Origin of the sequence: Mycobacterium sp., assembly GCF_044223235.1 — a bacterium.
GTDB lineage: Bacteria > Actinomycetota > Actinomycetes > Mycobacteriales > Mycobacteriaceae > Mycobacterium.
Genome location: NZ_JBGAME010000015.1, coordinates 39579 through 65371, shown reverse-complemented (window position 1 = coordinate 65371; position 25793 = coordinate 39579). Strand labels below are relative to the sequence as shown.

The following is a 25793-nucleotide window of genomic DNA, read 5'->3' as shown; positions in this document are numbered from 1 at the left end:
GATTTCCGGTGCGGCATCGATTGGCGCCGCCCCACTCTACGACGAAACAATTCGGTAAGAGATTCCGCGCCGAACGGTGAGTACCTTGGCGGCATGACCGAACAGACGTCGGCTCCCCGCGCGCTGCACGGCGTCGCCGCGGCCGCCGTCGCCCTCGGCGTCACCCAACTGCTCGCCGTCCCGTTCGGACCACAGGCCGACGCCCGCACCGCGATCGGGTCGGCGGTCATCGACCTGACCCCCGGGCCCGTCAAGGAGTGGGCGATCCAGCTTTTCGGCACCGCCGACAAGATCATGCTGACGGTCGCCGTCCTGGCGGTCATCACGGTGATCGCCGCCGTCACCGGCGCCAGGGAGACCCGCACGCTCCCGGTCGGCAGCATCGCCATCGCGCTCGCGGGCATCGCGGGGTGCGCCGCGGTGTTGTCCCGTGCCGGCGCGACGGCGATCGACATCATCCCGACGGTGGTGGGCACCCTGAGCGGGATCGCGGTGCTGCGCCTGCTGGTGTCGGGCCGCTTCACCGACGTAGCGGACCGATCGGACACCCCCGATCCCGGGCGACGACACTCCCTGCTGGCGTTGGGGTTGCTGGGGGTGGGCGCCCTCAGCGGGGTCGGCGGCGTCGTGTTGTCCCGGCTGGCCTCGTCGGTGTCGGCCGATAGGGAAGCCTTCGTGCTGCCCCGTCCGGGCGTCGCCGCCCCGGCGGTTCCGCCGGCTGTCCAGCCGAATGGCGTTGCACTGCCGTCCTTTATCACCCCCAACGCCGATTTCTACCGGATCGACACCGCCCTGACGGTGCCGCAGTTGGCCCGGGAGGAGTGGCAGCTGCGGATCCACGGCATGGTCGACAAGGAAGTACTGCTCCGGTTCGACGATCTCGATCGCCTCGGGGCCGTGGAGCGGGTGGTGACGCTGACGTGCGTGTCCAACCCCATTGGCGGAGACCTGATCTCGAACGCGGCGTGGACCGGCTACCTGACGCGAGACCTGCTGGCCATGGCCGGAGTACACCCCGACGCGGATATGGTGCTGTCCACGTCGATCGACGGATTCACCGCGGGAACGCCCGTCGAGGCGCTCACCGACGACCGCGGCGCGATGCTGGCTATCGGCATGAACGGCGTCCCGTTGCCCACCGAGCACGGCTACCCCGCCAGGCTGGTGGTGCCGGGGCTCTACGGCTACGTGTCGGCGACCAAGTGGGTCGTCGACCTCGAGCTGACCCGGTTCGACCGCGCCGAGGCGTACTGGACCCGGCTGGGTTGGTCGCCGCGCGGCCCGATCAAGACGCAGTCCCGCATCGACGTGCCGCGAAGCGGCCAGGACGTGCCCCGCGGGCCGGTCACGTTCGGTGGCGTCGCCTGGGCGCAGAATCGCGGCGTGCGGTCGGTCGAGGTCCGCATCGACACCCCCGACGGCCAGGAGGGACGGTGGCAGCCCGCCGACCTCGGGGCCGCCTACTCCAACGACACCTGGCGGCTGTGGAGCTTCCGGTGGGAGGCGGCCGAGACCGGGTTGCACACCATCACCGTGCGAGCGACCGATGACACCGGCGCCGTGCAGACCTCCGAGCAGGCCGACCCCGTCCCGGACGGTGCGACGGGCTGGCACAACGTGACTTTCGCGGTCAAGTAGCCCGCCACCCCCAACTCTTGCCGTGAGCGTGCGTGCCGGTACGCGACACGCCGCGCTCGCGCGTACGAAGGCGCACACTCGACGGTCGCGGAATCAGCCACCTGGCCGCCGCGAGATGTCCGACCGGCGTGCCACCCTGGACCCATGCTGCTCGTCGACGTCGCCAACGCGTCCGCTGACGTCGGCGCATCGTCGGCACGGGGAGCCAAGATCGCGCGAATCGCCGATCTGCTGGTCCGTACGGCCGAACGCGGCGAGGCTCGTCTGGTGCCGATCGTGGTGTCGTGGCTGTCCGGGGAGTTGCCGCAGCGCCAGATCGGCGTGGGGTGGGCCGGGTTGCGGTCACTGCCGCCGCCCGCCGCGGAACCGCAACTGACGGTGGCTGCCGTCGACGCGGCGTTCTCGCAGATCCGCGCCGTCGCGGGCAAGGGCTCGCAGGCGCGCCGCACCGAGCTGATCGCCGGTGTGTTCGGCGCGGCGACCGCTGCCGAACAGACGTTCCTGCGACGCCTGCTGGGCGGCGAGCTGCGCCAGGGCGCGCTCGCCGGGGTGATGGCCGACGCGGTCGCGAAGGCGGCAGCCATCCCCGCAGCCGATGTGCGCCGGGCAGCGATGCTCGCGGGCGACCTCCCGTCCGTCGCGAGCGCCGCGCTGGCCGGAGGCTCCGCCGCGCTGGCGCAGTTCAGCCTCAACGTCGGCCGTCCGGTCGGACCGATGCTGGCCCAAACCGCCGGCAGCGTCTCCGAAGCCCTCGAACGACTCGGTGGCAGCGCCATTTTCGAAGCGAAGCTGGACGGTGCCAGAGTCCAGATCCACCGCCGCGGAGACGACGTCGCGGTGTACACGCGCAGCCTTGACGACGTCACCACGCGCCTCCCCGAAGTCGTGGAGGCGACACTGGCGCTGCCGGTCACGGATCTCATCGCCGACGGTGAGGCCATCGCACTGCGACCCGACGGGCGACCACATCGATTTCAGGTCACCGCATCCCGGTTCGGCCGGACGGCCGACATTGCGGCCGCTCGGAGCGCTCAGCCGCTGTCGGTGTTCTACTTCGACGTGCTCCACCTCGATGGTGTCGATCTCATGGATGCACCGGGAGCCCAACGAGCCGCGGCGTTGGCGTCCATTACCGGACCGCAGTTTCGCGTCGACAGGATTGTGACCGCCGATGGGCACGCGGCCCAACAGTTCCTAGACGACACGCTCGCGGCCGGGCACGAGGGCGTGATGGCGAAATCGCTCACCGCGCCTTACGAAGCCGGCCGCCGCGGCGCGGGCTGGCTGAAGATCAAGCCGATCCACACCCTCGACCTCGTGGTGCTGGCCGTCGAATGGGGGTCGGGCAGGCGCACCGGCAAACTGTCCAACATCCACCTCGGCGCGCGAGATCCCGAAACCGGCAGCTTCGTCATGCTGGGCAAGACATTCAAGGGTATGACCGACACCATCCTCGACTGGCAGACGCAGCGCTTCACCGAGCTGGCGGTCGACGGCATCGCCGACTATGTGGTGCGCGTCCGCCCCGAGCAGGTGGTGGAGATCGCCTTCGACGGCGTGCAGTTCTCATCTCGATACCCGGGCGGTATGGCGCTGCGGTTCGCCCGCGTTCTGCGATATCGGGACGACAAGGGCCCGGCCGAAGCCGACACCATCGACGCGGTCCGAGACATCTACGATCGCAACAACTAGCACACGCCCGAACTGGCGCACGGCAGTGCCCACCTGCGCTGAAACGCCCGAACACCGTGCTCGCCGGCCGTCAACGCGGACGCCCGGCCGCGGCCCAACATGTGCCCGAGACCCTGACCGTCGTCGACGGCACAGGCTTGATCGTCTACTTCACGATCGCCAAAATGACCGCCAAGATGACCGCCAAGATGACTCTGTCGCAGCTGGCGGGCTTGTAGACGCGTACCCGGGATCCTTCCGTTTCGCCCTGCCGCGACCGTCGCCGATGCGAGGATCGGCAGATAGCGCAGGCGACACATCGAGGGGGCAACGTGGCTTCACCCACCGCCGCACCGTCCGATTACATGGAACAGCACGACGGGGACATCACCTACATCCGCACCGACAGGGATCTGCCGCCGGTCGCGATCATCGACAGGTCGCCGATCACCACCAAACACAAGGTGATCTTCGGGATCATCGCCGTGGTCGGCGCGATCGCGTGGGCCATCATCGCGTTCTTCCGCGGAGAGACCGTCAACGCGGTGTGGTTCGTCCTCGCCGCGGTCTGCACCTATGTCATCGGGTACCGGTTCTACGCGCGCCTGATCGAGATGAAGATCGTCAAACCGCGCGACGAGCACGCCACCCCGGCCGAGATCTTCGAAAACGCCACCGACTACATGCCCACCGACCGGAGGGTGCTCTTCGGTCACCATTTCGCCGCCATCGCGGGTGCGGGTCCGCTGGTCGGGCCGGTGCTGGCGACCCAGATGGGGTATCTGCCGGGAACCATCTGGATCATCGTCGGCGCCCTGGTGGCGGGCTGTGTGCAGGACTATCTGGTGTTGTCGATCTCGGTGCGACGACGCGGCCGGTCGCTGGGCCAGATGGCCAAGGACGAACTCGGCACCATCGGCGGCGCCGCCGCGATCATCGGCGTCCTCGTCATCATGATGATCCTGCTGGCGGTGCTCGCGTTGGTCGTGGTCAACGCGCTGGCCGAGAGCCCGTGGGGCGTGTTCTCCATCGCGATGACCATTCCGATCGCGATCTTCATGGGCCTGTACCTGCGTTTCCTGCGGCCCGGCCGGGTCTCCGAGGTCTCGCTGATCGGCGTCGTCCTGCTGCTTGCCGCGGTCGCCGGCGGCGGTTGGGTCGCCGGAACCGAGTGGGGCGCCAACTGGTTCACGCTGTCCAAGGTGACGCTGTCGTGGTGCATCATCATCTACGGCCTGGCCGCCTCGGTTCTGCCGGTCTGGTTGCTGCTGGCCCCGCGCGATTATCTGTCGACGTTCATGAAGGTCGGCACCATCGTGTTACTGGCACTCGGCATCCTCATCGCCCAACCGCTGATGCAGGCGCCCGCGGTCTCGACGTTCGCCACCAGCGGTACCGGGCCGGTCTTCGCCGGGTCGCTGTTCCCGTTCCTGTTCATCACCATCGCGTGCGGCGCCCTGTCGGGTTTCCACTCGCTGATCTCGTCGGGGACGACGCCGAAGCTGCTGGAGAAGGAAAGCCAGATGCGGCTGATCGGCTACGGCGGCATGCTCACGGAATCGTTCGTCGCCATCATGGCGCTGATCACCGCGGCCATCCTCAACCAGCACCTGTACTTCGTGATGAACGCACCGGCAGCATCGACAGGCGGCGATCCGCAGACCGCAGCGGACTTCGTCAACGGCCTCGGACTGTCCGGACCGCCCATCACCGCTGACGAAATCCAGGCTGCGGCAGACGGTGTCGGCGAACATTCGATCGTGTCGAAGACCGGTGGCGCTCCGACGCTCGCGTTCGGTATGTCCGAGGTGCTGCATACGGTCTTCGGCGGCGAAGGTCTGAAAGCGTTCTGGTACCACTTCGCGATCATGTTCGAGGCGCTGTTCATTCTGACCACCGTCGATGCGGGCACCCGGGTGGCGCGCTTCATGCTCTCCGACGCGCTCGGCAATCTCGGTGGCCCGTTCCACAAGCTGCGGAATCCGAGCTGGCGGGTGGGCGCGTGGATCTGCAGCGTCGTCGTGGTCGCGGCGTGGGGGTACTTCCTGCTGATCGGTGTGACGGCACCTCAGGGCGGCATCAACACACTGTTCCCGCTGTTCGGTATCGCCAACCAGCTGCTTGCCGCGATCGCGCTGACCGTCGTCACCGTGGTCGTGATCAAGCGGGGACTGCTGAAATGGGCGTGGATACCGGGCATTCCGCTGCTGTGGGATCTGACCGTCACCATGACGGCGTCGTGGCAGAAGATCTTCTCCGCGAACCCGAAGCTCGGCTACTGGAGCCAGCATCAGCAGTACGTCGCGGCCAAGGAAGCCGGTGAGACGGCGTTCGGCGCGGCCAAGAACCCCGACCAGATCGACGCGGTCATCTTCAACACGTTCGTGCAGGGCACGCTGTCGATCGTGTTCGCGGCCATCGTCCTCATCGTGTTTACCGCCGGTGTGGTGATGGCATTGCGGGCCATCAGTGCCGGCGGCGCCACCCTGTCCGAGGACGAACCCGCGCCGTCGCGGATCTTCGCGCCGTCCGGTCTGTTACCGACCAAAGCCGAGAAGGAGGTGGAGAAGCAATGGGACGCACTGCCGCAGTCACACGCCAGACCGGTTCGATCCGGGGGCCACTAGGTTCGCACCGGGGGACGCTGAGTCTGTCGCGGAAGACACTGAGTTTGTCCCGGGAGGCACTGCGTTCCTGCTGGGACACAGTCACCTGGTACTGGGGGTCACTGATGGGTGACAACCACTACCGCCGCTACGTCGCACTGCGTGGGCACACCCACCCCGGCGAGCCGGTGCTCTCCGAGGGCGAGTACTGGCGGATGCGCCACGCGGCGACGGAATCCAACCCGAACCCGCGCTGCTGCTGACGCTCAGCGGGTGACGACATTGGCCAGCGGCGCGCCGCCGGCGAGCCGTCCGATGTTGGCGACGATGTCGTCGACGCGGCCGAGGAAGGTGTCACGGGTGACGCCCGAGGAATGCGGGGTGATCAGCGCCCGGCTCAGTTCTGCGAACGGCAGCGCGCTCGGTGCGCCACGGCCGTCGGGCCCCGGGTAGGAGTACCAGACGTCGACGGCGGCACCGCCGATGTCGCCCTCAAGCAGCGCATCGTAGAGCGCCTTCTCCTGGACCAGTGGACCCCGGCCGACGTTGATCAGCACGCCCTCCGCGCCCAGTTGGTGGAGCTGTTCGGCGCCGATCATCCCCCTGGTGGCCGCCGTGAGGGGTGCGGACACCACGACGACGTCGGACTCGCGCATCAGCGCTCCGAGCCGCGTGGTGTCCCCCGCCCATGCGAGCCCGTGTTCGGCGCCGTCCACCCGGCCGGAACCGGTGACCGCGGCGCCGGTGGATCCGAAGGCGCGGAAGAGATTCCACGTGCACTGGCCGATGTGCCCGAAACCGACGAATCCCACTCGCGCGCCTCGCAGGGTGCCCGGCTGCGGGATCGCCGCGTCGTAGACCGAGGTCGCCCAGATGTCGCGGCGCAGCGCGCGATCCTGCCCAAGAAAGCCCCTTCGCAGCATCACCGCCGCGGCAACGACGTACTCGGCGATGGACTGCTCATGGTGAAAGGTGTTGGCTACCAGGACATCGGCGGACAGGGCGGCGAAATCCACCTTGTCGGTTCCGGCTCCCGCCACGTGCACCAGCCGAAGCTTCTCGGCCGCACCGGCCATCGCCGCGGTGAATCGCCCGCCGACGTACACATCGGTGTCACGCAGTTCGTCCAGCAGGGTGTGGGGGTCGGCGCCGATCAACCAGCGCACGGTCGCCTCCGGTGGCAGCGCCGACTCGAATCGGCTGCGGTGCGGCATCAGGTTGGGATCCCCGACCACGATTTTCATCGTCCCTGCCCACGGTCGGCGAGGAACTCGAGCAGCTCCACGGTGCGCACCGGGGACGTCGCTTTGCGGACGCTGACCTCGTGGATCGCGCCATTCGAGCCGCCCCCGCCATCCCGATCGTCGTACCCCTGCCTATACCCCTCGATCACAGCACCTCCCGAAGAATCAGCACAGCGGCACCGATCGCCGACACCGCCACCGCCACCACGCGCAGGCGGCCGCGGTCGAGATGGCGATTGACGAAACGTGACATCACGTAGCCTGCCACCGACGCCGGGATCAGGACCGCAAAGGTCATCAGGGTTTTGCCGTCAACGGCGCCCGTCAGTGCGAGTGCCAGCACCGACATCACGGACCCGACGAGGAAGAAGCCGCTCATCGTGCCGCGCAGCCGGGCACCGCTGTTGCCCTGCCACACCAGCGCCATCGGTGGGCCACCGATCGACGTGGCGGTCCCCAGCAGACCCGAAGTGGCGCCGGCCAGAACGACATTGCGCCGTCGCGGCTCTGGCACCCAACCCGCGACGCTGAGCACCACACCGACGAGCACGACGCCCGCCAGCATGAGTGTCAACCCTCGTTCGGGTAGGACGGCGAGCAGGAGCGCTCCGGCCACGGTGCCGGGTATGCGGCCGACGAGCGCCCATCCCGTTCCCTTGAGGTCGATGGCATCGCGCTCCGTCACGGCGACCATCAGCGTGACCAGCATCGCCACCATGATGAGGGTTCCCGGGATCAGGGTGGGGTCGACGATCGCGACGACGGGCGCCGCCAGCATCCCGATGCCGAAACCGATCGAGGCCTGCAGACACGATGCGAGCATGATCGCCCCCGTCACCACCGCAAACCCGGCGGTGCTCACGTCGGCACGCTGATCTCAGCGTGCTTGGGAGACGGGTCCAGGTGCATTGGGTGGTGACATTCGGCGCGGTGCCCCGGTGCGTTGGGGTCGAGCACCAGCGGCGGCCTCGTGGTCGCGCACTGCTCGGTGGCCCTCCAACATCTGGTCCGGAACCGGCAGCCCGACGGCGGATTCAGCGGTGACGGGATCTCACCGGAGAGCAGGATCTTCTCCTTGCGGTGTGCGGCATCCAGTTTGGGCGCAGCCGACATCAATGCCGCCGTGTACGGATGGTCTGGATGATCGAAAACGGCTTCGGTCGTGCCGGATTCGATGATCCGGCCCAGGTACATCACCGACACCCGGTCGGCGACGTGGCGGACCACCGACAAATCGTGCGAGATGAAGACGTAGGAGATGCCGAGTTGCTGCTGCAGCTCGTTGAGCAGGTTGAGCACCTGCGCCTGCACCGAGAGGTCGAGCGCGGAGACCGGTTCGTCGCAGATGATCACGTCGGGGTCGAGCGCCAGTGCGCGGGCGATGCCGATCCGCTGCCGCTGCCCACCGGAGAACTCCTGCGGATACTTGTCGGCGTCACCGGCCCGCAGCCCGACGAGATCGAGCAGGCCCCGGACCCGCATCGCGCGGTCCTGACGCGTCTTGTACAGCCCTTTGTGGGTGCGCCACGGTTCGGAGATGATGTCGCCCGCCGTCATCCGGGCGTTCAGCGACGCGTAGGGATCCTGGAAGACCATCTGCACTCGCCGGCGGAACGTCAGCAGATCCTTACCCGCCAGGGTGAACGGATCGATCCCGTCGAATGTCACCGTGCCGGAGTCGGGGCGCTCGAGCATCATCAACGTCCTTGCCAGGGTGGACTTCCCACAACCGGACTCCCCCACCAGTCCCAGCGTCTCGCCCCGGCCGAGTTCCAGGTTGATGCCGTCGAGGGCGCGGAGTCCGCCCTTGGGGGCCCCGGGTACCCGGAATGATTTGGTCAGATCCCGGACTTCGAGCAGCTTCTCAGACATTGACGACCTCCTCGGGGAAGTGGCAGGCGGACTTGCGGCCGGGTCCGGTCTCACGCAATTCGGGCCGGGTGCTGACGCACAGCTCCCCGGCGAGCGGGCAACGTGCCTGGTAGACACAGCCGGACGGAATCGAGTGCAGGTCGGGCGGGGCCCCGCCGATCGACTTGAGTTCCTCACCGCGCACCACGTCGACGGGCACCGAGTTCAGCAGTCCCTTCGTGTACGGATGCTTGGGGTTGGCGAAAACCTCGGCCACCGTGCCCGTTTCGACGATGTTGCCGGCGTACATGATCGCGACCCGGTCGGCCTCCTCGGCGACCAGCGCGAGGTCGTGGGTGATCAGAACGACCGCCATGTCGTACTCCGCCCGCAGGTCGCGCAGCAGCGCCATGATCTGCGCCTGCACCGTCACGTCCAGTGCCGTCGTGGGTTCGTCGGCGATCAGCACACTGGGGTTGAGCGCAACCGCCATCGCGATCAGGAGCCGCTGCCGCATACCGCCGGAGAACTGGTGCGGGTAGGAGTTCATGCGGCTCTCGGGCTGCGGGATCCCCACGCGGGCCATGAGTTCCACCGCCTTGCGTTTGGCCTTACTCGCCTTCATGCCCTGGTGGATCCGGAACGGTTCGGCGAGCTGGGTGCCCACGGTGTAGAGCGGGTTGAGGGCGGTCAGCGCATCCTGGAACACGATGGCCAGTTCCGTTCCCGCCAACTCCCTCCGCTTCTTGCGGCCGGCGGCGACGAGGTCGGTGTCGGCCAGCACCGCCGAGCCGCCGGAGATGTGCGCGATCGGTTCGAGCAACCCGACCAGCGCTGTTGCGGTCATGGACTTGCCGCACCCGGATTCGCCGAGCAGGGCCAGAGTTTCACCGCGGTGCGCCTCGAACGACACCCCGTTGACGGCACGCACGGTGCCTTTGATGGTGCGGATGTCGACGGTCAGGCCGTCGACCCGAAGCGCGGGATCGCAGGCGACGTTGACGTCCGTCGGGTCGCTTGCGGGCGTGTGATCGGCGAGAACAGTCATCGGAGGGCCTTCATGGTCTTGGTGAAACGGGACAGGCGCTTTTGCGGGATGGTCAGCCGCCATCGCTGCGCGGGATCGGTGGCGATCCGGGCCCAGGCCGCCAGGATGGTGGCCGAGACCGTGGTGATGACGATGGCGAGTCCCGGGAAGAACGACAGCCACCACGCCGTGTTCAGGTAGGTACGGCCCTGGGACACCATCAGACCCCAGCTGATGTCCGGCGGCTGGATGCCGATGCCGAGAAAACTCAGCGAGCTCTCCGCCAGCATGACGTAGCAGAAGTCCAGCGTGGCGACGGTGAGCAGGGTCGGAAGAACCACTGGGACGACATGGCGCATGATGATCGACGTCGAGCTGGCACCGAAAGTGCGCGCGGCGTCGACGAACACCCGGGTGGACAGCTCCGCCGATTCGGCGCGGGCGGTGCGCAAGTAGACCGGGATACGCGTGATTGCAAGCACCGCAACGATATTGGCCGCACTCGGGGAGAACACATAGAGCACCACCACCGCCAACAGCAGCGAAGGGAAGCTCATGATCACGTCGGCGACGCGCATCGCCAGCGTCTCGCGCCAGCCGCGGTAATAGCCGGCCCACATCCCGATCAGGGATCCGACGACCGCGCTGATCACCACCGCGGGGATGGCGACCGACAGCGTCGTGGCGCTGGCGACGATCAACCGGGCAAGCATGCTGCGGCCGAGCGGATCGGTGCCGAGCACGTTGACCCAGCCGTGGGCGAGGGTGAACGGGGGCTGATTGGAATTGTTGAGGTCGATGTGGGTGGCGAGGTTGCCCACCAGCATCGGACCGACGAGGGCGGTGAGGAATACCAGCCCGAGGATCGCGGCCGCCACCGCTGCCACCCGGTCGTTGACCAGGAGGCGGAACCACACGGCGCGGTCGCGCCGTCTGGCGGTGGCGGTCTCGGCCGCGCCCACGACGGCGGTCGTCGGCTTGGCCGGGACCAGATCGATTTGCGTGCTCATTGCTTCGCTCCTGTCAGACTCGTGCCGGTTCCCGCACCCGCGCGTCGAGCAGCGCGTAGCAGGCGTCGATGAAGATGTTGAGCACGAAGATCGACACCGCGGTGAGCAGAACCGCAGCCTGCAGTACCGCGAAATCGCGCTGCAGGATGGCGTCGATCATCAGTTTGCCGATGCCGGGCCAGCCGAAGATGGCCTCGACCACGACGGCGCCGTTGATCAATCCGACGGCCAGGTCGCCTGCGACGGTGAGGGCCGGGGCGGCTGCGTTGCGCAGCGCGTGGTGGGTGACGACGCGGACGTCGCCGGCCCCCTTGCTCCGTGCCAGCCGGACGTAGGGCGCCGACAGCGCGGAAACCATGGCACCCCTGACCACCTGGGTCAGGACTCCCAGTGGGCGGATCATCAGTGTGGCGATGGGCAGTATCCAGGACAGCGCACCGTCGACGCCAGAGGTCGGCAGGATGCCCAGCAGCACCGAGAACAGCCAGACGCCGGTGATCGCGAACCAGAAGTCCGGAATGCTGGCCGCGGTCATCGACAGCAGGCTGGAGAATCGGTCGGCCAGCGAGTTCGGCCGGTAGGCCGCCCAGCAGCCGATGACAACCGCCCCGATGATCGCCAGAAGCATTGTGGTGAATGCCAATTGGAGCGTGGCCGGGAAGGCGCGCAACGCCATCTCGGCGGCCGACTCACCCGTGCGCAGCGATGTGCCGAAGTCCAGATGCACGACGCCCTTGAAATAATCGACCAGCTGGGAGAACAGCGGCTGGTCGAGACCGTTGGCCCTGGCGAACTCCGCACGCTGGGCCTCGGTCGCCGATTCGGGCAGATACAGGTTGGTGGGGTCGCCGGTGAGCCGGGCGAGGAAGAACACGCCGAGCAGCACGATGATCAACGGCACTGCGCTGGTGTACATCCGGCGCCGGACGAATGAGAACATGACGGTCGGTCTCCTCTGAACAGGCTGGTGGTCAGGAGTGGTCGGTCGGGGCTGCGCTGTCGCCGGCCGGCGTCATCTCGGCCAGCCGCATCTCGTCACCGGTCGCCGAGTTGGGTTCGTAGCTCACCCTGGACGACTTGCCGAGAATGCCTTTCATGTGGGCGAGGTAGACCATCTGCATGATCTCCTGCGGTTCCGCGGCGAACAGCTTGGCGAACGCATCCTGGCGGGGTTGTCCGGTCAGCGCCTCGGCCGCTCTGATCTTGCGGTCGAATTCGGGCGTGCCATAGGCATTCTGGGGACCGTCGCTGAGCATGTACTGATCCATCGAGAATGCGGCGTCACCGGCCTGATTGCCGTGCTGGATCATCAGCAGGTAGGGACCGGGGTTCTGCGGGAACGGTCGCAGCTGGTACTGCAACTGGGCAGCGGTGTCCATCATCTCGATCTTGACGTTCAGGCCGATATCGGCGAGTTCACTCTGGATGACCTCGATGGTTTCGCTGATCTTCGGAAACTGCGCGGTGCGGCCGATCAGCCTGATCTGCGCGTCCACCGGGACCCCGTCGGCCCTGGCGTCGTCGATCAACTGCCTGGCGCGGTCGGGGTCATAGGGCCACAACGGCAACTCGGCGTAATAACCAACCACCCCGGACGGGATCAGTTGCGCCGCAGGTTCTCCCAGCCCCCGGAACAGCGCCTTGACGATGCCGGGCCGGTTCACCGCGTAGTTGATGGCCTGACGGACCCGCATATCGTCCAGCGGCGGTTCGGTCGCCTGCAGGCGTAGTGCCGTGGTCTCGTTGTTCTGGAACGGCACCCCGAGATCGCCCGCACCGTCTTCGGGCCCCAGCGAGATCGCGATGTCGGTCTCGTCGTTGGTGATCATCGCGGCTCGCACGCTGCCCTCGCTTCGCCACTGATACTCGGCGCGGGCGAATGCGGGGGCTGGACCCCAGTAGGTGTCGTTGCGCTGCAGCAGCAGCTTCTGGCCGTACTCCCAGTCGGCGATGGCGTAGGGGCCGGTGCCGATGGGCTCGCGCACCTTCTCGGTGGAACTGGTGCTGCGCGGCACGATTTCGACGAATGAGATTCGCAGCGGCAGAATGGGATCCGGATTGGTCGTGCCGACGACAAGGGTGCGGTCGTCGGGGGTGGCGATGGCCAGCTTCTCGTCGCCGAACACATAACCGTCGACGTTGCACTGCAGGTCGGAGTTGACCGCCCTGTCGACGGAGAACGCCGCATCCGCCGCGGTGAACGGGGCGCCGTCGGAGAAGGTGACGCCGTCGCGGATGTCGAACGTCCACTCGGTGGGCGAGGTCTGACGCCAACCGGTCGACAGCAGGGGCAGCAGATCGCCGGTGTTGGGGTCACGCTCGACCAGCGGCTCGGTGATGTTGGACCGCACCACGATTCCGGTCGAGGTCAGCGAGCTCTCGCACGGTTCGAGGGTGGGCGGTTCCTGCGACAAGACGATCCGCAGCGTGTCGGGGTCGTAGCCGCCGTGGCCGGAATTGGCGACGGTGCAGCCCGTGGCGGATACGCACACGGCGGACAGGGCCACGGCCAGCACCCGGAACATCGGCGGCGGTAGGTGGCTCATGATGATTCCTCCAGGACAGAAGATCTGTGTGACGTCCACATATGTAGATGCAGTTTGTGATCGCAGACACACGGTACGAGCGGTCAAAATCAGCCGTCAACTCGAAAAATGGCCACAGAAGGCCCATTTCGGGCGAGGCGCCCGAAGCCGAAGGCGCGCACGAGAATCGTTCGCATCGTCCTGAACTGGGACTTTCCGCGAGAACGGCGACCAGCGCCGGGGAATCCAGATCCGGATTTCCCTACTGATTCGCATTGAGCATGAACCGATGCTATTTCCGTGTTGGACAGGTACCTCCGATCACACTTACCGTGCGTGTATGACCGCCATTTCCCGTGTCCTCCAGGTCGGCCCGCTCAAGCAGTCGCTGACCGACACACTGGCCGGCACGTATGACGCACTCCTGCTGCCGACCGACCAGCCGGAGCGGGACGCCTTCCTTTCCGAGCACGGCACGGCGGTCACCGTCGCGGTCACGTCCGGCCGCACCGGTGTCGACGCGGCGTTGATGGCCGCGCTGCCCCGGCTCGCGGCGATCGTGCACTTCGGCGTCGGCTACGACACCACCGACATCGATGCGGCAGCGGCCCGCGGTATCGCCGTGAGCAACACCCCCGACGTCCTGACGGACTGTGTGGCCGATACCGCCGTCGGGCTGATGATCGATACGCTGCGCCAGTTCTCGGCGTCCGACCGCTACGTGCGGGCGGGGCAGTGGCCGACGGCGGGCAACTATCCACTGACCCGCCAGGTCTCCGGCTGCCGAGTTGGCATCCTCGGCCTTGGCCGCATCGGCGGCGCGATCGCCAGCCGCCTGACGGCGTTCGGGTGCCCGATCTGGTATCACAACCGCAGGCCCGTGGCGGGCTCGCCGTTCACCTACGTCGCCTCACCCGCCGAATTGGCCAGGGCTGTAGACGTTCTCGTTGTCGCCGCCGCTGGGGGCAGCGGCACCCGGCACCTCATCGACTCCGACGTGATCGCCGCGCTGGGCCCGGACGGTTACCTCATCAACGTCGCCCGCGGCAGCGTGGTGGACGAGGCGGCCCTCGTCGACGCATTGGCCGGCGGCAGGCTCGCCGGGGCGGGCCTGGACGTGTTCGTCGACGAGCCCAATGTGCCCGAGGCGCTGCTCAGCCTGGACAACGTCGTGCTGCTGCCCCATGTGGCCAGCGGAACGGTGCAGACACGGGCGGCGATGGAGGCCCTCACGCTGAGCAACCTGGACGCCTTCCTGGCCTCCGGCGAGCTGGTCACCGCTATCCCGATGCCGATACCGGCCTCGGGATAGCGGGTCGGCCGCGGTTTCACCTCACGTTGCAGCCGCTACCCATGTTGTGACAATGGCCACCGGCGTTGCAGCCTCCGCAATGGCATCCGCACGCGACTTTGGCCTGCGGCCGCGGCCGCGGCGGTGGCTGTGCGATGTACACGTCGTGGTCATGGTCTCGCTCGGGACGGTCACGGCGGGGCATGTCGACTCCCTAGAACGATTCAATCTGTATCCCTGCAGCGTAATCCCGTCGGAGCCGTGGAAATTCGGAACCGGCGAACCGATGCCGGTTACCCGACGACCTCTTCCACCAGGTCGTCGGTGGTCCACTCGCGAGTGGGCAGTACGTCGCGAAGTAGCCGCAGCAACGCGGGATTGGTGCTGTCGGGGCGCCACACGGCATCGAGCTCGACGGGCCGCTCCCGGAAGGCGCCGATCGTGCGGAACACCACGCCCTCGGGATGCAGCGTCGCCGCCGAGGCGGGTACCAGGGCGATCCCCATCCCCGACCGCACCAGCACGAGCATGGTGTGCACCTGTGTCACGTACTGGACGTAGCGCGGGGTTGCGCCCGCGATGGTGAACGTGCTGATCAGCAGTTCGTAGAAATAGCGGGCCTCCACCCGCGAATACATCACGATGTCCTGGTCGTCCAGGTCGGTCAGCGTCAGCTGGCGGCCCAGCTCGGTCAGCGGGTGCGCCACGGGCAGCGCGGCGACCAACTGCTCGTGCAGTAGCGGCCTGGACACCAGGCCCGGTCGCTTCAGCGGGGGACGCGCCATGCCCAGGTCCAGCTCACCGGTCATCAACCGTTCGATCTGTGCCGCCGTCACCATCTCGCGCAGTTCGAGCCTCACGTCGGGCAGCTGTTCACGGGCACGATCGAGCAACCTGGGCAGCACGGCATGCGCGGAGGCCGCGGTGAATCCGACCGCGACGGTCCCCATCTCCCCGGCGGGCACCCGTTTCACCGTCAGCGCCGCGCCCTCCGCAAGCTGCAGGATGCGACGGGCGTCGGGCAGAAACGCCACACCGGCCGGGGTGAGGGTGACCATGCGGGTCGTGCGGTCGATGAGCTGCACACCGAGTTCGGTCTCCAGCTGCTGGATCTGGCGCGACAGCGGCGGCTGCGTCATGTGAAGACGCTCGGCCGCGCGACCGAAGTGCAGCTCTTCGGCCACCGCGATGAAGCATGACAACCGTGAGAGCGAGAACACCGATGCACTCCTTGCATCGCCGGGCACCTGTGGTGCCCATGAGGCATGAGTCTAGCTACCAGCGGGGGCTGAGAGCCTCGAAGTCGGGATTGATGCTCTGCATATACCCGGTGTCGTCGCGGTCACGGATCCCGCAACGCAGGTACTGCTCATGCAACTCCGACAGCGCGTCGTCGTCGATTTCGACACCCAGTCCCGGTGTGGTCGGCACTGCCACCGAGCCGCCGTGGATCTCGAGGACACCCGGCTTGACGATCTCCTCAGTCTTCCACGGCCAATGTGTGTCGCAGGCGTAGGTGAGATTCGGGGTAGCCGAGGCCAGGTGGACCATCGCGGCCAGGCTGATGCCCAGATGCGAATTTGAATGCATCGACAGGCCCAGACCGAAGGTGTCGCAGATCCCCGCGAGCAGGCGAGAACGCTGCAGCCCTCCCCAGTAATGGTGGTCGGACAACACCACCCGCACCGCCTGCGCGGCGATGGCGGGTGCGAGGTGGTCGAACGCCACCACGCACATGTTGGTGGCCAGCGGCATGGGCGCCTGCTGGGCGACCTCGGCCATCCCGTCGATGTCGGGGGTCGGGTCTTCGAGGTACTCGAGGACACCGGCCAGTCCCGACGCCACCTTGATCGAGGTCTGCGGGGTCCACGCGGCGTTCGGGTCCAGTCGGAGCGGATGATCGGGGAACGCTGCGCGCAGCGCCTCGATCGCGGCCATCTCCTCCTCGGGAGGGAACACACCGCCCTTGAGTTTGATTGCGGTGAAACCGTATTCGGAGATCATCCGCTGCGCCTGCGCGACGATTCCCGTTGGGTCCAGCGCCTCGCCCCAGGAGTCGGGTTGCCCGCCGGGATGCTCGGCCCACTTGTAGAAGAGGTAGGCGCTGAACGGCACGGCGTCGCGGACCTTGCCGCCGAGCAGATCGGACACCGGCCGGCCGGTGGCGTGTCCCTGGACATCCAGGCAGGCCACCTCGAACGGGGAGAACACCCGGTCGACGACGCTGGCCGAGGTGATCATGCCCGCCAGCCCCGATCCGTCACCGGTCGTGTCACCGCCAAGTCGCTGGAGGATGGCGGCACGAATCTCGTTGAGCGCGAACACATCCAGCCCCGTGATAGCCTCCGCGGCGGCGCGTAGTCGCTCGAGGTGCACGTCGTCGGCGTAGGTCTCCCCCAGACCCACCAGCCCCGCGTCGGTGTCGAGCTGGATGATGGCGCGCAGTGCGAACGGCTGATGGACACCGACGGTGTTCAGCAGCGGCGGGTCGACGAAGGCGACCGGGGTGATGCGGGCGCCGGCGATCCGGATTCGCCCGGTCATCAGTGCACCGCCTCCACTGCCAACTCGTTGGCGACGACGGCGCGGCCGGCCTTGATGATCGCGGCGAGCTGGGCCAGATCCCGCTCCGAAGGCATCACCAGCGGGGGCCGCACCGGGCCCGCGTCGATGCCTTCCAACGTCACGCCCGCCTTGATGAGCGCCACCGCGTAACCGGGGACGGTGTCGCGCAATCGCACCAGCGGGTGGAAGAATTCCCGCAGCAGCGCGGCGACCACCGCGTCGTCCTCACGCTCGAGCGCGTTGTAGAACGCCAGTGCCAGTTCGGGGGCAAACGCGAAGGTCGCCGACGAGTACAGCGGGACGCCGATCGCACGGTAGGCCTGCTGGGAGACCTCTGCGGTCGGCAGACCGTTGAAGAACTGGAAGGGCTTGCCCTCGGCGGCAAGCTCATCGGTCACGGCGCGCACGATCCGGGCGACCTGGTCCACGTCGCCGGTGCCGTCCTTGAAGCCCACCACGTTCGGGATCCGGGCCACGGCGACGGCGGAGGCCTCCGTGAAGCGGGCATTGGCCCGGTTGTACACGATCACCGGCAGGGTGGTGGCCTCGGCAACGGCGCGGGTGTAAGCGATCAGGCCGTCCTGCGGCATGCCGACGAGGTATGGCGGAAGGAGCAGCAACCCGTCGGCGCCGGCATCCTCGGCCCCCTTGGCGAAGATCTTCGCCTGCGCCACCGCGCCGCCTGCGCCCGCGTACACGGGTACCCGGCCCGCCACCGCTTCGACGGCCCTGCGCACGACCCGGGTGAACTCGCCGGGTTCCAGGGCGTGGAACTCGCCGGTGCCGCAGGCGACGAAGACGCCACCGGGGCCGGCGTCCACCCCCTTGGCGATGTGGGCGGCGAGGAGGTCGAGGTCGACCTCGCCGGCCGCGGTGAACGGGGTTACCGGGAAGAACAGAACGCCGTCAAGCATGGTGGCTCCTTGAGATCGTTGCGGGTGGTCAGTCTTGGGTGAGGTGGCCATCGACACGGCGCCACAGGTGACCGGGATTTCCGTCGGCAATCGCACTGGGAAGTAGCGACTTCGGTACGTCCTGATAGGCGACGGGACGCAGGAAGCGTTCGATCGCGCGCGCTCCGACGGAGGTCGTGCGGGAATCGGATGTCGCCGGGTACGGCCCGCCGTGCACCATCGCGTATCCGACCTCGACACCGGTCGGCCAGCCGTTGAACAGGATGCGCCCGGCCTTGAGTTCCAGCACCGGTAGCAGTCGGGCGGCCTGGTCGAGGTCGGCGTCCGTGGCGTGCACAGTCGCCGTCAGCTGGCCTTCCAGACGGCCCGCGACGGACAGCAGTTCGTCGATGTCGGCGCAGCGGACCACCAGGCTCGAGGCACCGAACACCTCGGACTGCAGTACTTCGGAGGAGACGAAGCTGGCCGCCTCGGCGCTGAAGAGCGCGGCACGGCAGCTGGTCGGATTCTCGTCGGCGACGCCCCGCGCAACGACCTCGGCCTCCGCGCCGAGCGCGGTGACGCCGTCACCGTAGGCGGCCGCGATGTTCGGGGTGAGCATGGGCGTGGCCGCGGCCCCTTCAAGGGCCTGGCGCGCGGATGCGACGAACGCGTCGAGCAGGGGTCCGTCGACCGCGATGACAAGGCCGGGATTGGTGCAGAACTGGCCCGATCCCATCGTCAGCGAACCGACGAAGGCGGTGCCGAGTTCGGCGGCGCTTTCGGCCAGCGCACCGTCCAGCAGGAACACCGGGTTGATCGAGCTCATCTCGGCGTAGACGGGGATGGGTTCGGGGCGAGACGCCGCGGCGGCGACCAGAGCCGTTCCACCTGACCGTGACCCGGTGAAGCCGACGGCCTTGATCCGCGGGTCGGTCACCAGTGCGGTACCAAGGACGCGGCCAGAGCCGAAGAGCAGGGAGAAGGTCCCGGCCGGCATTCCCGCGGAAGCGACCGCATCGGCGATTGCGCGGCCGACGATCTCCGAAGTGCCCGGGTGTGCGTCGTGTGCCTTCACGACGACCGGGCAGCCGGCGGCCAGTGCGGAGGCGGTGTCGCCTCCGGCCACCGAGAACGCGAGCGGGAAGTTGCTGGCACCGAACACCACAACGGGCCCCAGCGGAATCGATCGCTGACGGATATCGGCCCGCGGCAACGGCTTTCGCTCGGGTTGCGGGGGGTCGATGCGGGCTTCGTTCCAACTGCCCTCGCGCAGGACTGCGGCGAACAACCGCAGCTGACCCGTCGTGCGGCCGACCTCTCCGGCGATCCGGGCTGCCGGGAGTCCCGTTTCGGCGACCACACGGGGTATCAGGGTGTCGGCGACGGCTTCGATGTTGGCGGCGATCGCCTCCAGGAACGTCGCACGCTGCTCCGACGTCGTGGCGCGGTACGCACCGAAGGCCCCGGCAGCGGCGGCGCACGCCGCCTCGACGTGGCTCTCGTCGCCGTGCCGGTAGGCCGGTTCCAGTACGGTTCCTGCGGACGGATCGAATCCGCGGATCTCGGTACCGGTGCCTGCCGCCGGCGTTCCGGCGATGATCATCTGTCCGGTCAGCACCGTACTGCTCGTGGAATGAATCGCGGTTACTGTCACGCCGATCACGTTATGGCGCGCCATCAATTCATGTCCAAGACCGATTTGCACTTCTGCAATTCAACAATTGAATCGCTACCCGGTGCCGGACGTGAGCTGCGCCATCCGATCGAGTCAGGGGCGCACGACGGGCTCAGAACACGACGGTCTGGTTTCCGTACCGGATGACGCGATCCTCGCAGTGCCAGAGCACCGCGCGCGAGAGCACCACCCGCTCGACGTCGGCGCCCAGCCGCATCAGGTCCTCGACGGCGTGCCGATGATCGACCCGCACGACGTCCTGCTCGATGATGGGACCGTCATCGAGCTCCTCGGTGACATAGTGCGCGGTCGCGCCGACCAGCTTGACCCCGCGCTCCTTTGCCCTTCGATAGGGCGCGGCACCGATGAAGGCGGGGAGGAACGAATGGTGGATGTTGATCATCGGGCAGCCGACTTCGTCGAGGAACCGCGAGGTCAGAATCTGCATGTAGCGCGCCAGCACCACCAGGTCCACATTCCCCCGCAGCAGGTCCAGCTGACGCTGTTCGGCGTCGGCGCGATTGTGCTTGCTCGCCGGAACGTGCAGAAACGGCACACCGAATGCACGCACCTGGTCGGCGAGATCCGGATGATTCGACACCACCATCGCGACGGACATGTCGAGCTCACCGCGGCGATTCCGCCACAGCAGGTCGAGAAGACAGTGGTCTTCCTTCGACGCCATGATCGCAACGCGTTTGGGCTTTGCCGCCTCGGTCAACCGGAAGTCGATGTCGAACGGCGTCGCCACGCGCTCGCGGAACTCGCGCTCGAGGTCGTCGCGGGCCGCCGTCAGACCTGCCAGATGGAAGATCGTGCGCTGCATAAAGATGCCGCCGGACTGCTCGGTCGAATGTTGATCCAGCGACACGATGTTGGCACCGGCGCCGGCAAGGAACGTGCTGACCGCCGCTACCAGCCCGGGACGATCCGCGCATCGCAACAGTAGCCGCCCGACGTCCCTGACCGGCAGCTTTCCGGAGCTGGCCCGGGGATATTCGTCCTCCACGGTTGTTCAGATTCTCATCTCGGCGGACCGCCCGCGGCAGGAACACCTGTTGCCGACTGCGATCAGATCCCTACAGCAAACCATCTCGACGTCGCCGGGCAACGCCCTTCCTGGTGCAGAAACCGCCAAAACGGACCCCCCGGACGTCCGTCAGGAGCCGCTCGCTTAGGCCGCCCAGGCGGTTGCCGCGGCGTCGTCGTCGTGCGCCTTGGACCCTCCCGTGGACCGCGGGTCGGCACCCACACAGGCGCAATCATGCTCATCCTCGCACACGCATTCGACATTCGCGGCGGTGTTCGCGCCTCACTCGGGCGGTGACCAGCAAAAGCCCCCGTCGCCCACCCGCGGACCGACGGGAACGGCGGCTCGTAGCGCCCAGAGTTAGCTAGTTGGTCAAATAATCGGCACAAACAGGTAAGACAATCGTTGGCACGATAGCCAACTTCCGAGGTCGGCTGTGTCGGACATCACTTGACAACGCAAGCGATGGGTGCCGTCGGCGCAAACCTGGAGAAGATTCTTCAGCTAGCTGGAATTACTGGGAGCTCGGGCGTGATACTCGTCCTAGGTCAGGCACTCCCCCGCCTAAATGCATGCCAAGGAGCCGTGACAACCCCCGTTGTCCGGCTCCCCCGACGAATGGACAAGTATGACGGTTCCCCAGCTCCACGCCCCCACAACGACGACTCTCTGCCTAGAGGATAACCCCAGTTGGTGGGATCCCGACAGCGGCTGCACGATCGTCATCGCGCGACCGAAGACCGAACCCACGCTGTGGGAGGACTATGTTCGCGGCGCAGAACATAGCTACCGCAGACACGGAGTTGAATCCGCGCTTGACGTTGACGCTCTGCGCCGGGGAGATGACACTCTCCTGTTCTGTGCGGGGGTGAACCAGGCTGGACGAGTCGTGGGTGGCCTGCGCGCAAAAGGCCCCTACCGCTCCGCCGAGGAGTGCCATGCCATCAGGGAGTGGGCCGGGCAACCCGGTGAAAGCGCGGTGCGCAAGATGGTCACAGACCGAATACCGTTCGGCGTGATCGAGATGAAAACTGCGTGGGTGAACTCGGAGCTCGATGAGAGTGGGGCGTTGACCGACACCATGGCGCGCTCCTCCTTTCATTCGATGGCGCTGCTCGATATCAACTTCATCGTCGCTACCGCGGCGTCTTACGTCCTGAACCGCTGGCTGAGCTCCGGTGGCGTGATGGCGAAAATTCCGGCCACACCGTATCCGGACCACCGCTATCAGACGAAGATGATGTGGTGGGATCGGCAGACCATTGCCAAGAATGCCGACCCAAAGCAGCTTTCGAAGTTTTTGGCCGAGCTTGAAAGAATAAAGCCGCGTCGCCCCTTGACCACCGTTCCCGATCTGGCTCTAGAAATGGCGTAGTGGCGTCGATTCCCACCATTCCAATGCGATGATCCCCGCATCAGCGGGCCGCACGAGGGACACGCGGGAAAGGAATATGACCCGCGAGAAGGAGCGCGGTCACCCGAGACTGCCACACCTCCCCGGTCACCGGTTCGTCTGCCCAGCTCAGGCGTCTCCCCGTCGGCCGCCGGCCCCGCTTACCAACGCGGGTTCACGGTGCGCGATCGCCACGCCAGCGGCCTTCCATCACGCCGGCAGCGTAGCCTTCGCTGACCCCGAGCTCAGCAGCGGCCTGTGTGATCGCGCCGTCGGTATCCCGGTAGAGCGCGACCGCGTCACGTGAACTCACCTGAAAAATTGTTCTTTGCTGTCGGGGCGGATCATTTCGCTTCCCCAGGGAGATGCCGGGATTGAGCGTGTCCAACACACGGGGGCAAGGTCCGACCCAACCCGGGTCTACCTCAAACGTGTTGCACGATCTGCAATACAATCTTCGCAAGTTCACTCGCACTTTCACCGGAATATCCACCTCGCTGGTGCTAAACCTGTCGATGGCACCGCCGCCGTCTGTGCGCAGCCAACGCCGAGCATTCGAGACTGCAATGTCGCGACAATCGCGAGGCATGAACGGGAGGGACCTGTGGCCCGAAGCCTTGAACTCGTCGTGACATCCGTCGCGACGCAGCTGATGGCGGTCAATGCGGCCACGTCGGTCGAGGTGAGTCAGCGGGTGCTCGCCGAGCTGGTGTCGTACTTCGACGTCGACGTCAGCTTCCTGCGCCACAACGACCACCGCATCCGCGCCACCAGGCTGGTCGCGGAGTGGCCGCCGCGACCAGAGACAGCCGAGCCCGATCCGCTTGCCCTGATCTACTTCGCGGACGCCGATCCGGTGTTCGCAATGGCCGAGCACGGCAAGGAGCCCGTGGTTTTCCGTCCCGAGCCGGCGACCGATGACTATCAGCGGACGATCAGCGAGGGACGTCACGTCCCGACCACCTCGATGGCCTGCGTGCCATTGTTGTCGGGGCACCTCACCACGGGCGTCCTGGGCTTCGTGAAGTTCGGTGACCGCGAATGGAACCGCGCCGAACTCAACGCGCTGAAGGCGATCGCCTCGCTGTTCGCCCAGGTGCAGGCTCGCATCGCCGCCGAGGACCAGCTGCGCTATCTGGCCGAGCACGACGACCTCACCGGACTGCACAACCGGCGGGCATTGCTCGCGCACCTCGACGCGCGACTGGCTCCGGGCCAACCGGGCCCGGTGTCGGTACTGTTCTTCGATCTCGACCGCCTGAAGGCGATCAACGACTACCTCGGGCACACGGCTGGAGACTGGTTCATCCGGATCCTGGCCGAACGCCTGCAGCAGGGGCAGGAACGCCCCGATGTGATTGCCCGGCTGGGCGGAGACGAATTCGTCGTCGTCCCACCTGCGCCTCTGACCAGCGCCGCAGCCGAGGAACTCGCGCAACGACTGCAGGCGATTCTGCGCGAGCGGGTGTCGATCGACGGCGAGAACCTGACCCGGACGGTCAGCATCGGTGTTGCGCATGGGCTTCCCGGCCGCGACACCACGTCCGATCTGCTCAGCCGCGCCGACCAGGCCGTCCTTGCCGCTAAGGCCGCAGGCGGAAACCAGGTGGCGGTGTTCTCCGACGAGATGGCCATGGAGAGCGAGTTTCGCAACGATATCGAGCTGCACCTGCAGAGCGTCATCGAGACCGGTTCGCTCATCCTGCACTATCTGCCCGAGGTCGACATGCGGACGGGCGAGGTGCTGGCCTGCGAAGCTCTGGTGCGCTGGCAGCACCCGACGCGGGGGCTGCTGTCACCGGATTCCTTCATCGGCGTGGCCGAGTCCATCAACTTGGCCGGCGAACTCGGTCGGTGGGTGATGAGAACGGCGTGCGGAGAGTTCGCCCGGTGGCGGTCGAACGGTGTGGGCCGTGACACCGTGCTGCGGATCAATGTGTCGCCGGTTCAACTGGTGACCGACGGGTTTGTCAGCTCGGTCGCCGACATCATCAACGAGTTCGGGCTCGAGGGCGGGTCGGTATGCCTGGAGATCACCGAAAGCGTTGTGGTGCAAGATATCGAAACCACCCGCATCACGCTGGCCGGCCTACACGAGGCGGGCGTGCAGGTCGCCATCGACGATTTCGGCACAGGTTACAGCGTGCTATCCCTGTTGAAGTCGCTGCCCGTGGATACGCTGAAGATCGACAGGGGTTTCGTGCGCGATCTCGGTTCCAGTCCCGGCGATCTGGCGATCGTGCGTGCCATCATTGCCCTGGCCGAGGCGTTCGGCCTCAGCCTGGTCGCCGAGGGTGTCGAAACTGAGGAAGCCGCGATCACGCTGTTGCACCACGGATGTCATCGTGCGCAGGGTTTCCTGCTGTCCCGGCCCATTCCCAGTGCCGAGATGGAGGCATTACTGACGGTAGGGCGGGTACCCGTGCACTTCTCGACTGCGCCGCGCCTTTAGCCTGGCGGGCTGCTTGGTCTCGTGGAGTGAATCGTGCAGTTGGCGATTTGTCGCGCAGTACGCGGGTTTGGGAAGCGCTTCGACAGCCTCTCGGGTGAGCAGTTCGACGCGGCCGAACCGACTGGCGTTCTGGCTGACGAGACAGACGTCGATCGGACCCTCGCCGATGCGCAACGGCCCGGGAATTATGGAGGAGTCCACCGGTAGTCCGATGGTGACCGCGATTCCCCGGCGCGCCCGCACGGCGAAGGGGCCATCGGGCGTCGCGAACACGGCGCCCACCGCCTCGCCCTCCTCGAACACGATTCGCTGGAGAGGGCTGTCGTCACGGATGTCGATCGCCCGGCAGCGGGCTTGAGTCCGAAGCCATTCGATGAGAGCGCCGCGGGCATCCCGTCCGGTTTCGAACTGAAAGGATCCGATGACAGTGACCTCGATCGCCTCGCCCGTCCGCGTCCGCATGGTGGTCGTATCCGGTCCGGCGACACGGGTGTGCATGAATCCGTAGGGCGAGACGAGGCACCGCGCCGCCCAGTCGCGAAGGCGCGCACCGAAGAACGGCTCGACACGCTCTTTTCGCTTCCTTTCGGCCGCTGGCTGATCGCGGACCACCCGAACCGAGACCTCCGCGTCGCGTGCGGACGCGCGAAGGAGTCCGACGTCACCGGTCACCGCGCTGAAATACTCATTCGTTTCCGGATCCGGCACCTCGGCGTCGAGCCACGCATGCGTCCGTTCCGCGGGCACACCGCCCGTCTCCACCAGCTCCTGCGCCCGGGTGCCGGTCACAAAGACTTCCCACCCGGCATCCACGGCTGCGATCGCACTGGCCAGCCCGCCCGCGCCCGCCCCGACGCAAACGACGTCAACCTCAACGTTCCACATGTGCTAATTACCTATGAATTGCTTGATATGCACA

The 25793-nt window shown here is 66.9% G+C and carries 22 protein-coding genes; 7 read left to right on the top strand and 15 right to left on the bottom strand.

The features are described from left to right. The first annotated feature begins 93 nt into the window (after positions 1 to 93). The 4 genes from ADBZ6K_RS17685 (at position 94) to ADBZ6K_RS17670 (ending at position 6178) form a co-directional block, all read left to right on the top strand. The gene (locus ADBZ6K_RS17685; protein ID WP_526348994.1) at positions 94 to 1638 is read left to right on the top strand and encodes a molybdopterin-dependent oxidoreductase; all 1545 of its coding nucleotides are present in this window, start codon (positions 94 to 96) and stop codon (positions 1636 to 1638) included. Between the two features lie 144 nt (positions 1639 to 1782). After that, positions 1783 to 3330: an ATP-dependent DNA ligase gene (locus ADBZ6K_RS17680; protein ID WP_526348992.1), complete on the top strand. Its 1548-nt coding sequence runs from the start codon at positions 1783 to 1785 to the stop codon at positions 3328 to 3330. Positions 3331 to 3641: 311 nt separating this feature from the next. Next, on the top strand, positions 3642 to 5936 hold the full coding sequence (locus ADBZ6K_RS17675) for a carbon starvation CstA family protein (protein WP_526348990.1): 2295 nt from the start codon (positions 3642 to 3644) through the stop codon (positions 5934 to 5936). Next, positions 5882 to 6178, top strand: coding sequence for a YbdD/YjiX family protein (locus ADBZ6K_RS17670; protein WP_526348988.1), 297 nt, complete (start codon positions 5882 to 5884; stop codon positions 6176 to 6178). The genes ADBZ6K_RS17675 and ADBZ6K_RS17670 overlap by 55 nt, the downstream gene beginning before the upstream one ends. Positions 6179 to 6181: 3 nt before the next feature. Here ADBZ6K_RS17670 and ADBZ6K_RS17665 read toward each other — a convergent pair whose 3' ends face one another. From ADBZ6K_RS17665 to ADBZ6K_RS17630, 8 genes are read right to left on the bottom strand one after another with little or no spacing between them, the layout of a single operon-like run. Beyond that, positions 6182 to 7159 carry a 2-hydroxyacid dehydrogenase gene (locus ADBZ6K_RS17665; RefSeq protein ID WP_526348986.1) on the bottom strand — a complete coding sequence of 326 codons (978 nt, stop codon included), beginning with the start codon at positions 7157 to 7159 and terminating at the stop codon, positions 6182 to 6184. Next, the gene (locus ADBZ6K_RS17660) at positions 7156 to 7308 is read right to left on the bottom strand and encodes a hypothetical protein (protein ID WP_526348984.1); all 153 of its coding nucleotides are present in this window, start codon (positions 7306 to 7308) and stop codon (positions 7156 to 7158) included. Before ADBZ6K_RS17660 ends, ADBZ6K_RS17665 begins: the two co-directional genes overlap by 4 nt. Beyond that, positions 7305 to 8021: a TSUP family transporter gene (locus ADBZ6K_RS17655; RefSeq protein WP_526348982.1), complete on the bottom strand. Its 717-nt coding sequence runs from the start codon at positions 8019 to 8021 to the stop codon at positions 7305 to 7307. The genes ADBZ6K_RS17660 and ADBZ6K_RS17655 overlap by 4 nt, the downstream gene beginning before the upstream one ends. Beyond that, entirely contained in the window at positions 8018 to 9031 is a 1014-nt protein-coding gene (locus ADBZ6K_RS17650; RefSeq protein ID WP_526348980.1) for an ABC transporter ATP-binding protein, read from the bottom strand. The genes ADBZ6K_RS17655 and ADBZ6K_RS17650 overlap by 4 nt, the downstream gene beginning before the upstream one ends. Next, positions 9024 to 10058: an ABC transporter ATP-binding protein gene (locus ADBZ6K_RS17645; protein WP_526348978.1), complete on the bottom strand. Its 1035-nt coding sequence runs from the start codon at positions 10056 to 10058 to the stop codon at positions 9024 to 9026. Before ADBZ6K_RS17645 ends, ADBZ6K_RS17650 begins: the two co-directional genes overlap by 8 nt. Then, complete coding sequence (locus ADBZ6K_RS17640) at positions 10055 to 11047, bottom strand: ABC transporter permease (protein ID WP_526348976.1); 993 nt, start codon at positions 11045 to 11047, stop codon at positions 10055 to 10057. Before ADBZ6K_RS17640 ends, ADBZ6K_RS17645 begins: the two co-directional genes overlap by 4 nt. 13 nt (positions 11048 to 11060) lie before the next feature. Continuing rightward, positions 11061 to 11987, bottom strand: coding sequence for an ABC transporter permease (locus ADBZ6K_RS17635; RefSeq protein WP_526348974.1), 927 nt, complete (start codon positions 11985 to 11987; stop codon positions 11061 to 11063). 31 nt (positions 11988 to 12018) lie between these two features. After that, positions 12019 to 13572, bottom strand: a complete 1554-nt coding sequence (locus ADBZ6K_RS17630; protein WP_526349093.1) for an ABC transporter substrate-binding protein — start codon at positions 13570 to 13572, stop codon at positions 12019 to 12021. Between the two features lie 340 nt (positions 13573 to 13912). Here ADBZ6K_RS17630 and ADBZ6K_RS17625 point away from each other — a divergent pair, with 340 nt between their 5' ends. Beyond that, positions 13913 to 14884 carry a 2-hydroxyacid dehydrogenase gene (locus ADBZ6K_RS17625; protein ID WP_526348972.1) on the top strand — a complete coding sequence of 324 codons (972 nt, stop codon included), beginning with the start codon at positions 13913 to 13915 and terminating at the stop codon, positions 14882 to 14884. Positions 14885 to 15156: 272 nt separating this feature from the next. On the opposite strand, the gene ADBZ6K_RS17620 is transcribed toward ADBZ6K_RS17625, so the two are convergent. The 5 genes from ADBZ6K_RS17620 to purU form a co-directional block, all read right to left on the bottom strand. After that, a complete protein-coding gene (locus ADBZ6K_RS17620) occupies positions 15157 to 16083 on the bottom strand; it encodes a LysR substrate-binding domain-containing protein (RefSeq protein ID WP_526348970.1) in 927 nt (308 codons plus the stop codon). A gap of 55 nt (positions 16084 to 16138) precedes the next feature. Beyond that, positions 16139 to 17407: a glucarate dehydratase family protein gene (locus tag ADBZ6K_RS17615; protein ID WP_526348968.1), complete on the bottom strand. Its 1269-nt coding sequence runs from the start codon at positions 17405 to 17407 to the stop codon at positions 16139 to 16141. Next, positions 17407 to 18342 (bottom strand): 5-dehydro-4-deoxyglucarate dehydratase, encoded by a 936-nt coding sequence (locus tag ADBZ6K_RS17610; RefSeq protein WP_526348966.1) that lies wholly within the window; start codon positions 18340 to 18342, stop codon positions 17407 to 17409. The genes ADBZ6K_RS17615 and ADBZ6K_RS17610 overlap by 1 nt, the downstream gene beginning before the upstream one ends. Before the next feature lie 28 nt (positions 18343 to 18370). Further along, positions 18371 to 20002 (bottom strand): aldehyde dehydrogenase (NADP(+)), encoded by a 1632-nt coding sequence (locus tag ADBZ6K_RS17605; protein ID WP_526348964.1) that lies wholly within the window; start codon positions 20000 to 20002, stop codon positions 18371 to 18373. 109 nt (positions 20003 to 20111) lie between these two features. Beyond that, positions 20112 to 21008 carry a formyltetrahydrofolate deformylase gene (gene purU, locus ADBZ6K_RS17600; RefSeq protein WP_526348962.1) on the bottom strand — a complete coding sequence of 299 codons (897 nt, stop codon included), beginning with the start codon at positions 21006 to 21008 and terminating at the stop codon, positions 20112 to 20114. A gap of 649 nt (positions 21009 to 21657) precedes the next feature. On the opposite strand from purU, the gene ADBZ6K_RS17595 reads away from it, so the two are divergent. Continuing rightward, positions 21658 to 22404: a hypothetical protein gene (locus ADBZ6K_RS17595; protein ID WP_526348960.1), complete on the top strand. Its 747-nt coding sequence runs from the start codon at positions 21658 to 21660 to the stop codon at positions 22402 to 22404. Positions 22405 to 22597: 193 nt separating this feature from the next. On the opposite strand, the gene ADBZ6K_RS17590 is transcribed toward ADBZ6K_RS17595, so the two are convergent. Continuing rightward, positions 22598 to 22735 carry a hypothetical protein gene (locus tag ADBZ6K_RS17590; protein ID WP_526348958.1) on the bottom strand — a complete coding sequence of 46 codons (138 nt, stop codon included), beginning with the start codon at positions 22733 to 22735 and terminating at the stop codon, positions 22598 to 22600. 339 nt (positions 22736 to 23074) lie between these two features. Here ADBZ6K_RS17590 and ADBZ6K_RS17585 point away from each other — a divergent pair, with 339 nt between their 5' ends. Next, entirely contained in the window at positions 23075 to 24874 is a 1800-nt protein-coding gene (locus ADBZ6K_RS17585; RefSeq protein ID WP_526349091.1) for a putative bifunctional diguanylate cyclase/phosphodiesterase, read from the top strand. On the opposite strand, the gene ADBZ6K_RS17580 is transcribed toward ADBZ6K_RS17585, so the two are convergent. Next, positions 24821 to 25759: a hypothetical protein gene (locus ADBZ6K_RS17580; protein ID WP_526348956.1), complete on the bottom strand. Its 939-nt coding sequence runs from the start codon at positions 25757 to 25759 to the stop codon at positions 24821 to 24823. The two genes, ADBZ6K_RS17585 and ADBZ6K_RS17580, sit on opposite strands and share 54 nt — an antisense overlap. Positions 25760 to 25793 lie beyond the last annotated feature (34 nt).

Excerpts from the sequence above, each read along its gene's own strand:
- ADBZ6K_RS17685 (WP_526348994.1), top strand. The coding sequence starts at position 94 with ATGACCGAACAGACGTCGGCTCCCCGCGCGCTGCACGGCGTCGCCGCG.
- ADBZ6K_RS17680 (WP_526348992.1), top strand. The coding sequence starts at position 1,783 with ATGCTGCTCGTCGACGTCGCCAACGCGTCCGCTGACGTCGGCGCATCG.
- ADBZ6K_RS17670 (WP_526348988.1), top strand. The coding sequence starts at position 5,882 with ATGGGACGCACTGCCGCAGTCACACGCCAGACCGGTTCGATCCGGGGG.
- ADBZ6K_RS17665 (WP_526348986.1), bottom strand. The coding sequence starts at position 7,159 with ATGAAAATCGTGGTCGGGGATCCCAACCTGATGCCGCACCGCAGCCGA.
- ADBZ6K_RS17650 (WP_526348980.1), bottom strand. The coding sequence starts at position 9,031 with ATGTCTGAGAAGCTGCTCGAAGTCCGGGATCTGACCAAATCATTCCGG.
- ADBZ6K_RS17645 (WP_526348978.1), bottom strand. The coding sequence starts at position 10,058 with ATGACTGTTCTCGCCGATCACACGCCCGCAAGCGACCCGACGGACGTC.
- ADBZ6K_RS17640 (WP_526348976.1), bottom strand. The coding sequence starts at position 11,047 with ATGAGCACGCAAATCGATCTGGTCCCGGCCAAGCCGACGACCGCCGTC.
- ADBZ6K_RS17635 (WP_526348974.1), bottom strand. The coding sequence starts at position 11,987 with ATGTTCTCATTCGTCCGGCGCCGGATGTACACCAGCGCAGTGCCGTTG.
- ADBZ6K_RS17630 (WP_526349093.1), bottom strand. The coding sequence starts at position 13,572 with ATGTTCCGGGTGCTGGCCGTGGCCCTGTCCGCCGTGTGCGTATCCGCC.
- ADBZ6K_RS17625 (WP_526348972.1), top strand. The coding sequence starts at position 13,913 with ATGACCGCCATTTCCCGTGTCCTCCAGGTCGGCCCGCTCAAGCAGTCG.
- ADBZ6K_RS17615 (WP_526348968.1), bottom strand. The coding sequence starts at position 17,407 with ATGACCGGGCGAATCCGGATCGCCGGCGCCCGCATCACCCCGGTCGCC.
- ADBZ6K_RS17610 (WP_526348966.1), bottom strand. The coding sequence starts at position 18,342 with ATGCTTGACGGCGTTCTGTTCTTCCCGGTAACCCCGTTCACCGCGGCC.
- ADBZ6K_RS17605 (WP_526348964.1), bottom strand. The coding sequence starts at position 20,002 with ATGGCGCGCCATAACGTGATCGGCGTGACAGTAACCGCGATTCATTCC.
- ADBZ6K_RS17595 (WP_526348960.1), top strand. The coding sequence starts at position 21,658 with ATGACGGTTCCCCAGCTCCACGCCCCCACAACGACGACTCTCTGCCTA.
- ADBZ6K_RS17585 (WP_526349091.1), top strand. The coding sequence starts at position 23,075 with ATGGCGGTCAATGCGGCCACGTCGGTCGAGGTGAGTCAGCGGGTGCTC.
- ADBZ6K_RS17580 (WP_526348956.1), bottom strand. The coding sequence starts at position 25,759 with ATGTGGAACGTTGAGGTTGACGTCGTTTGCGTCGGGGCGGGCGCGGGC.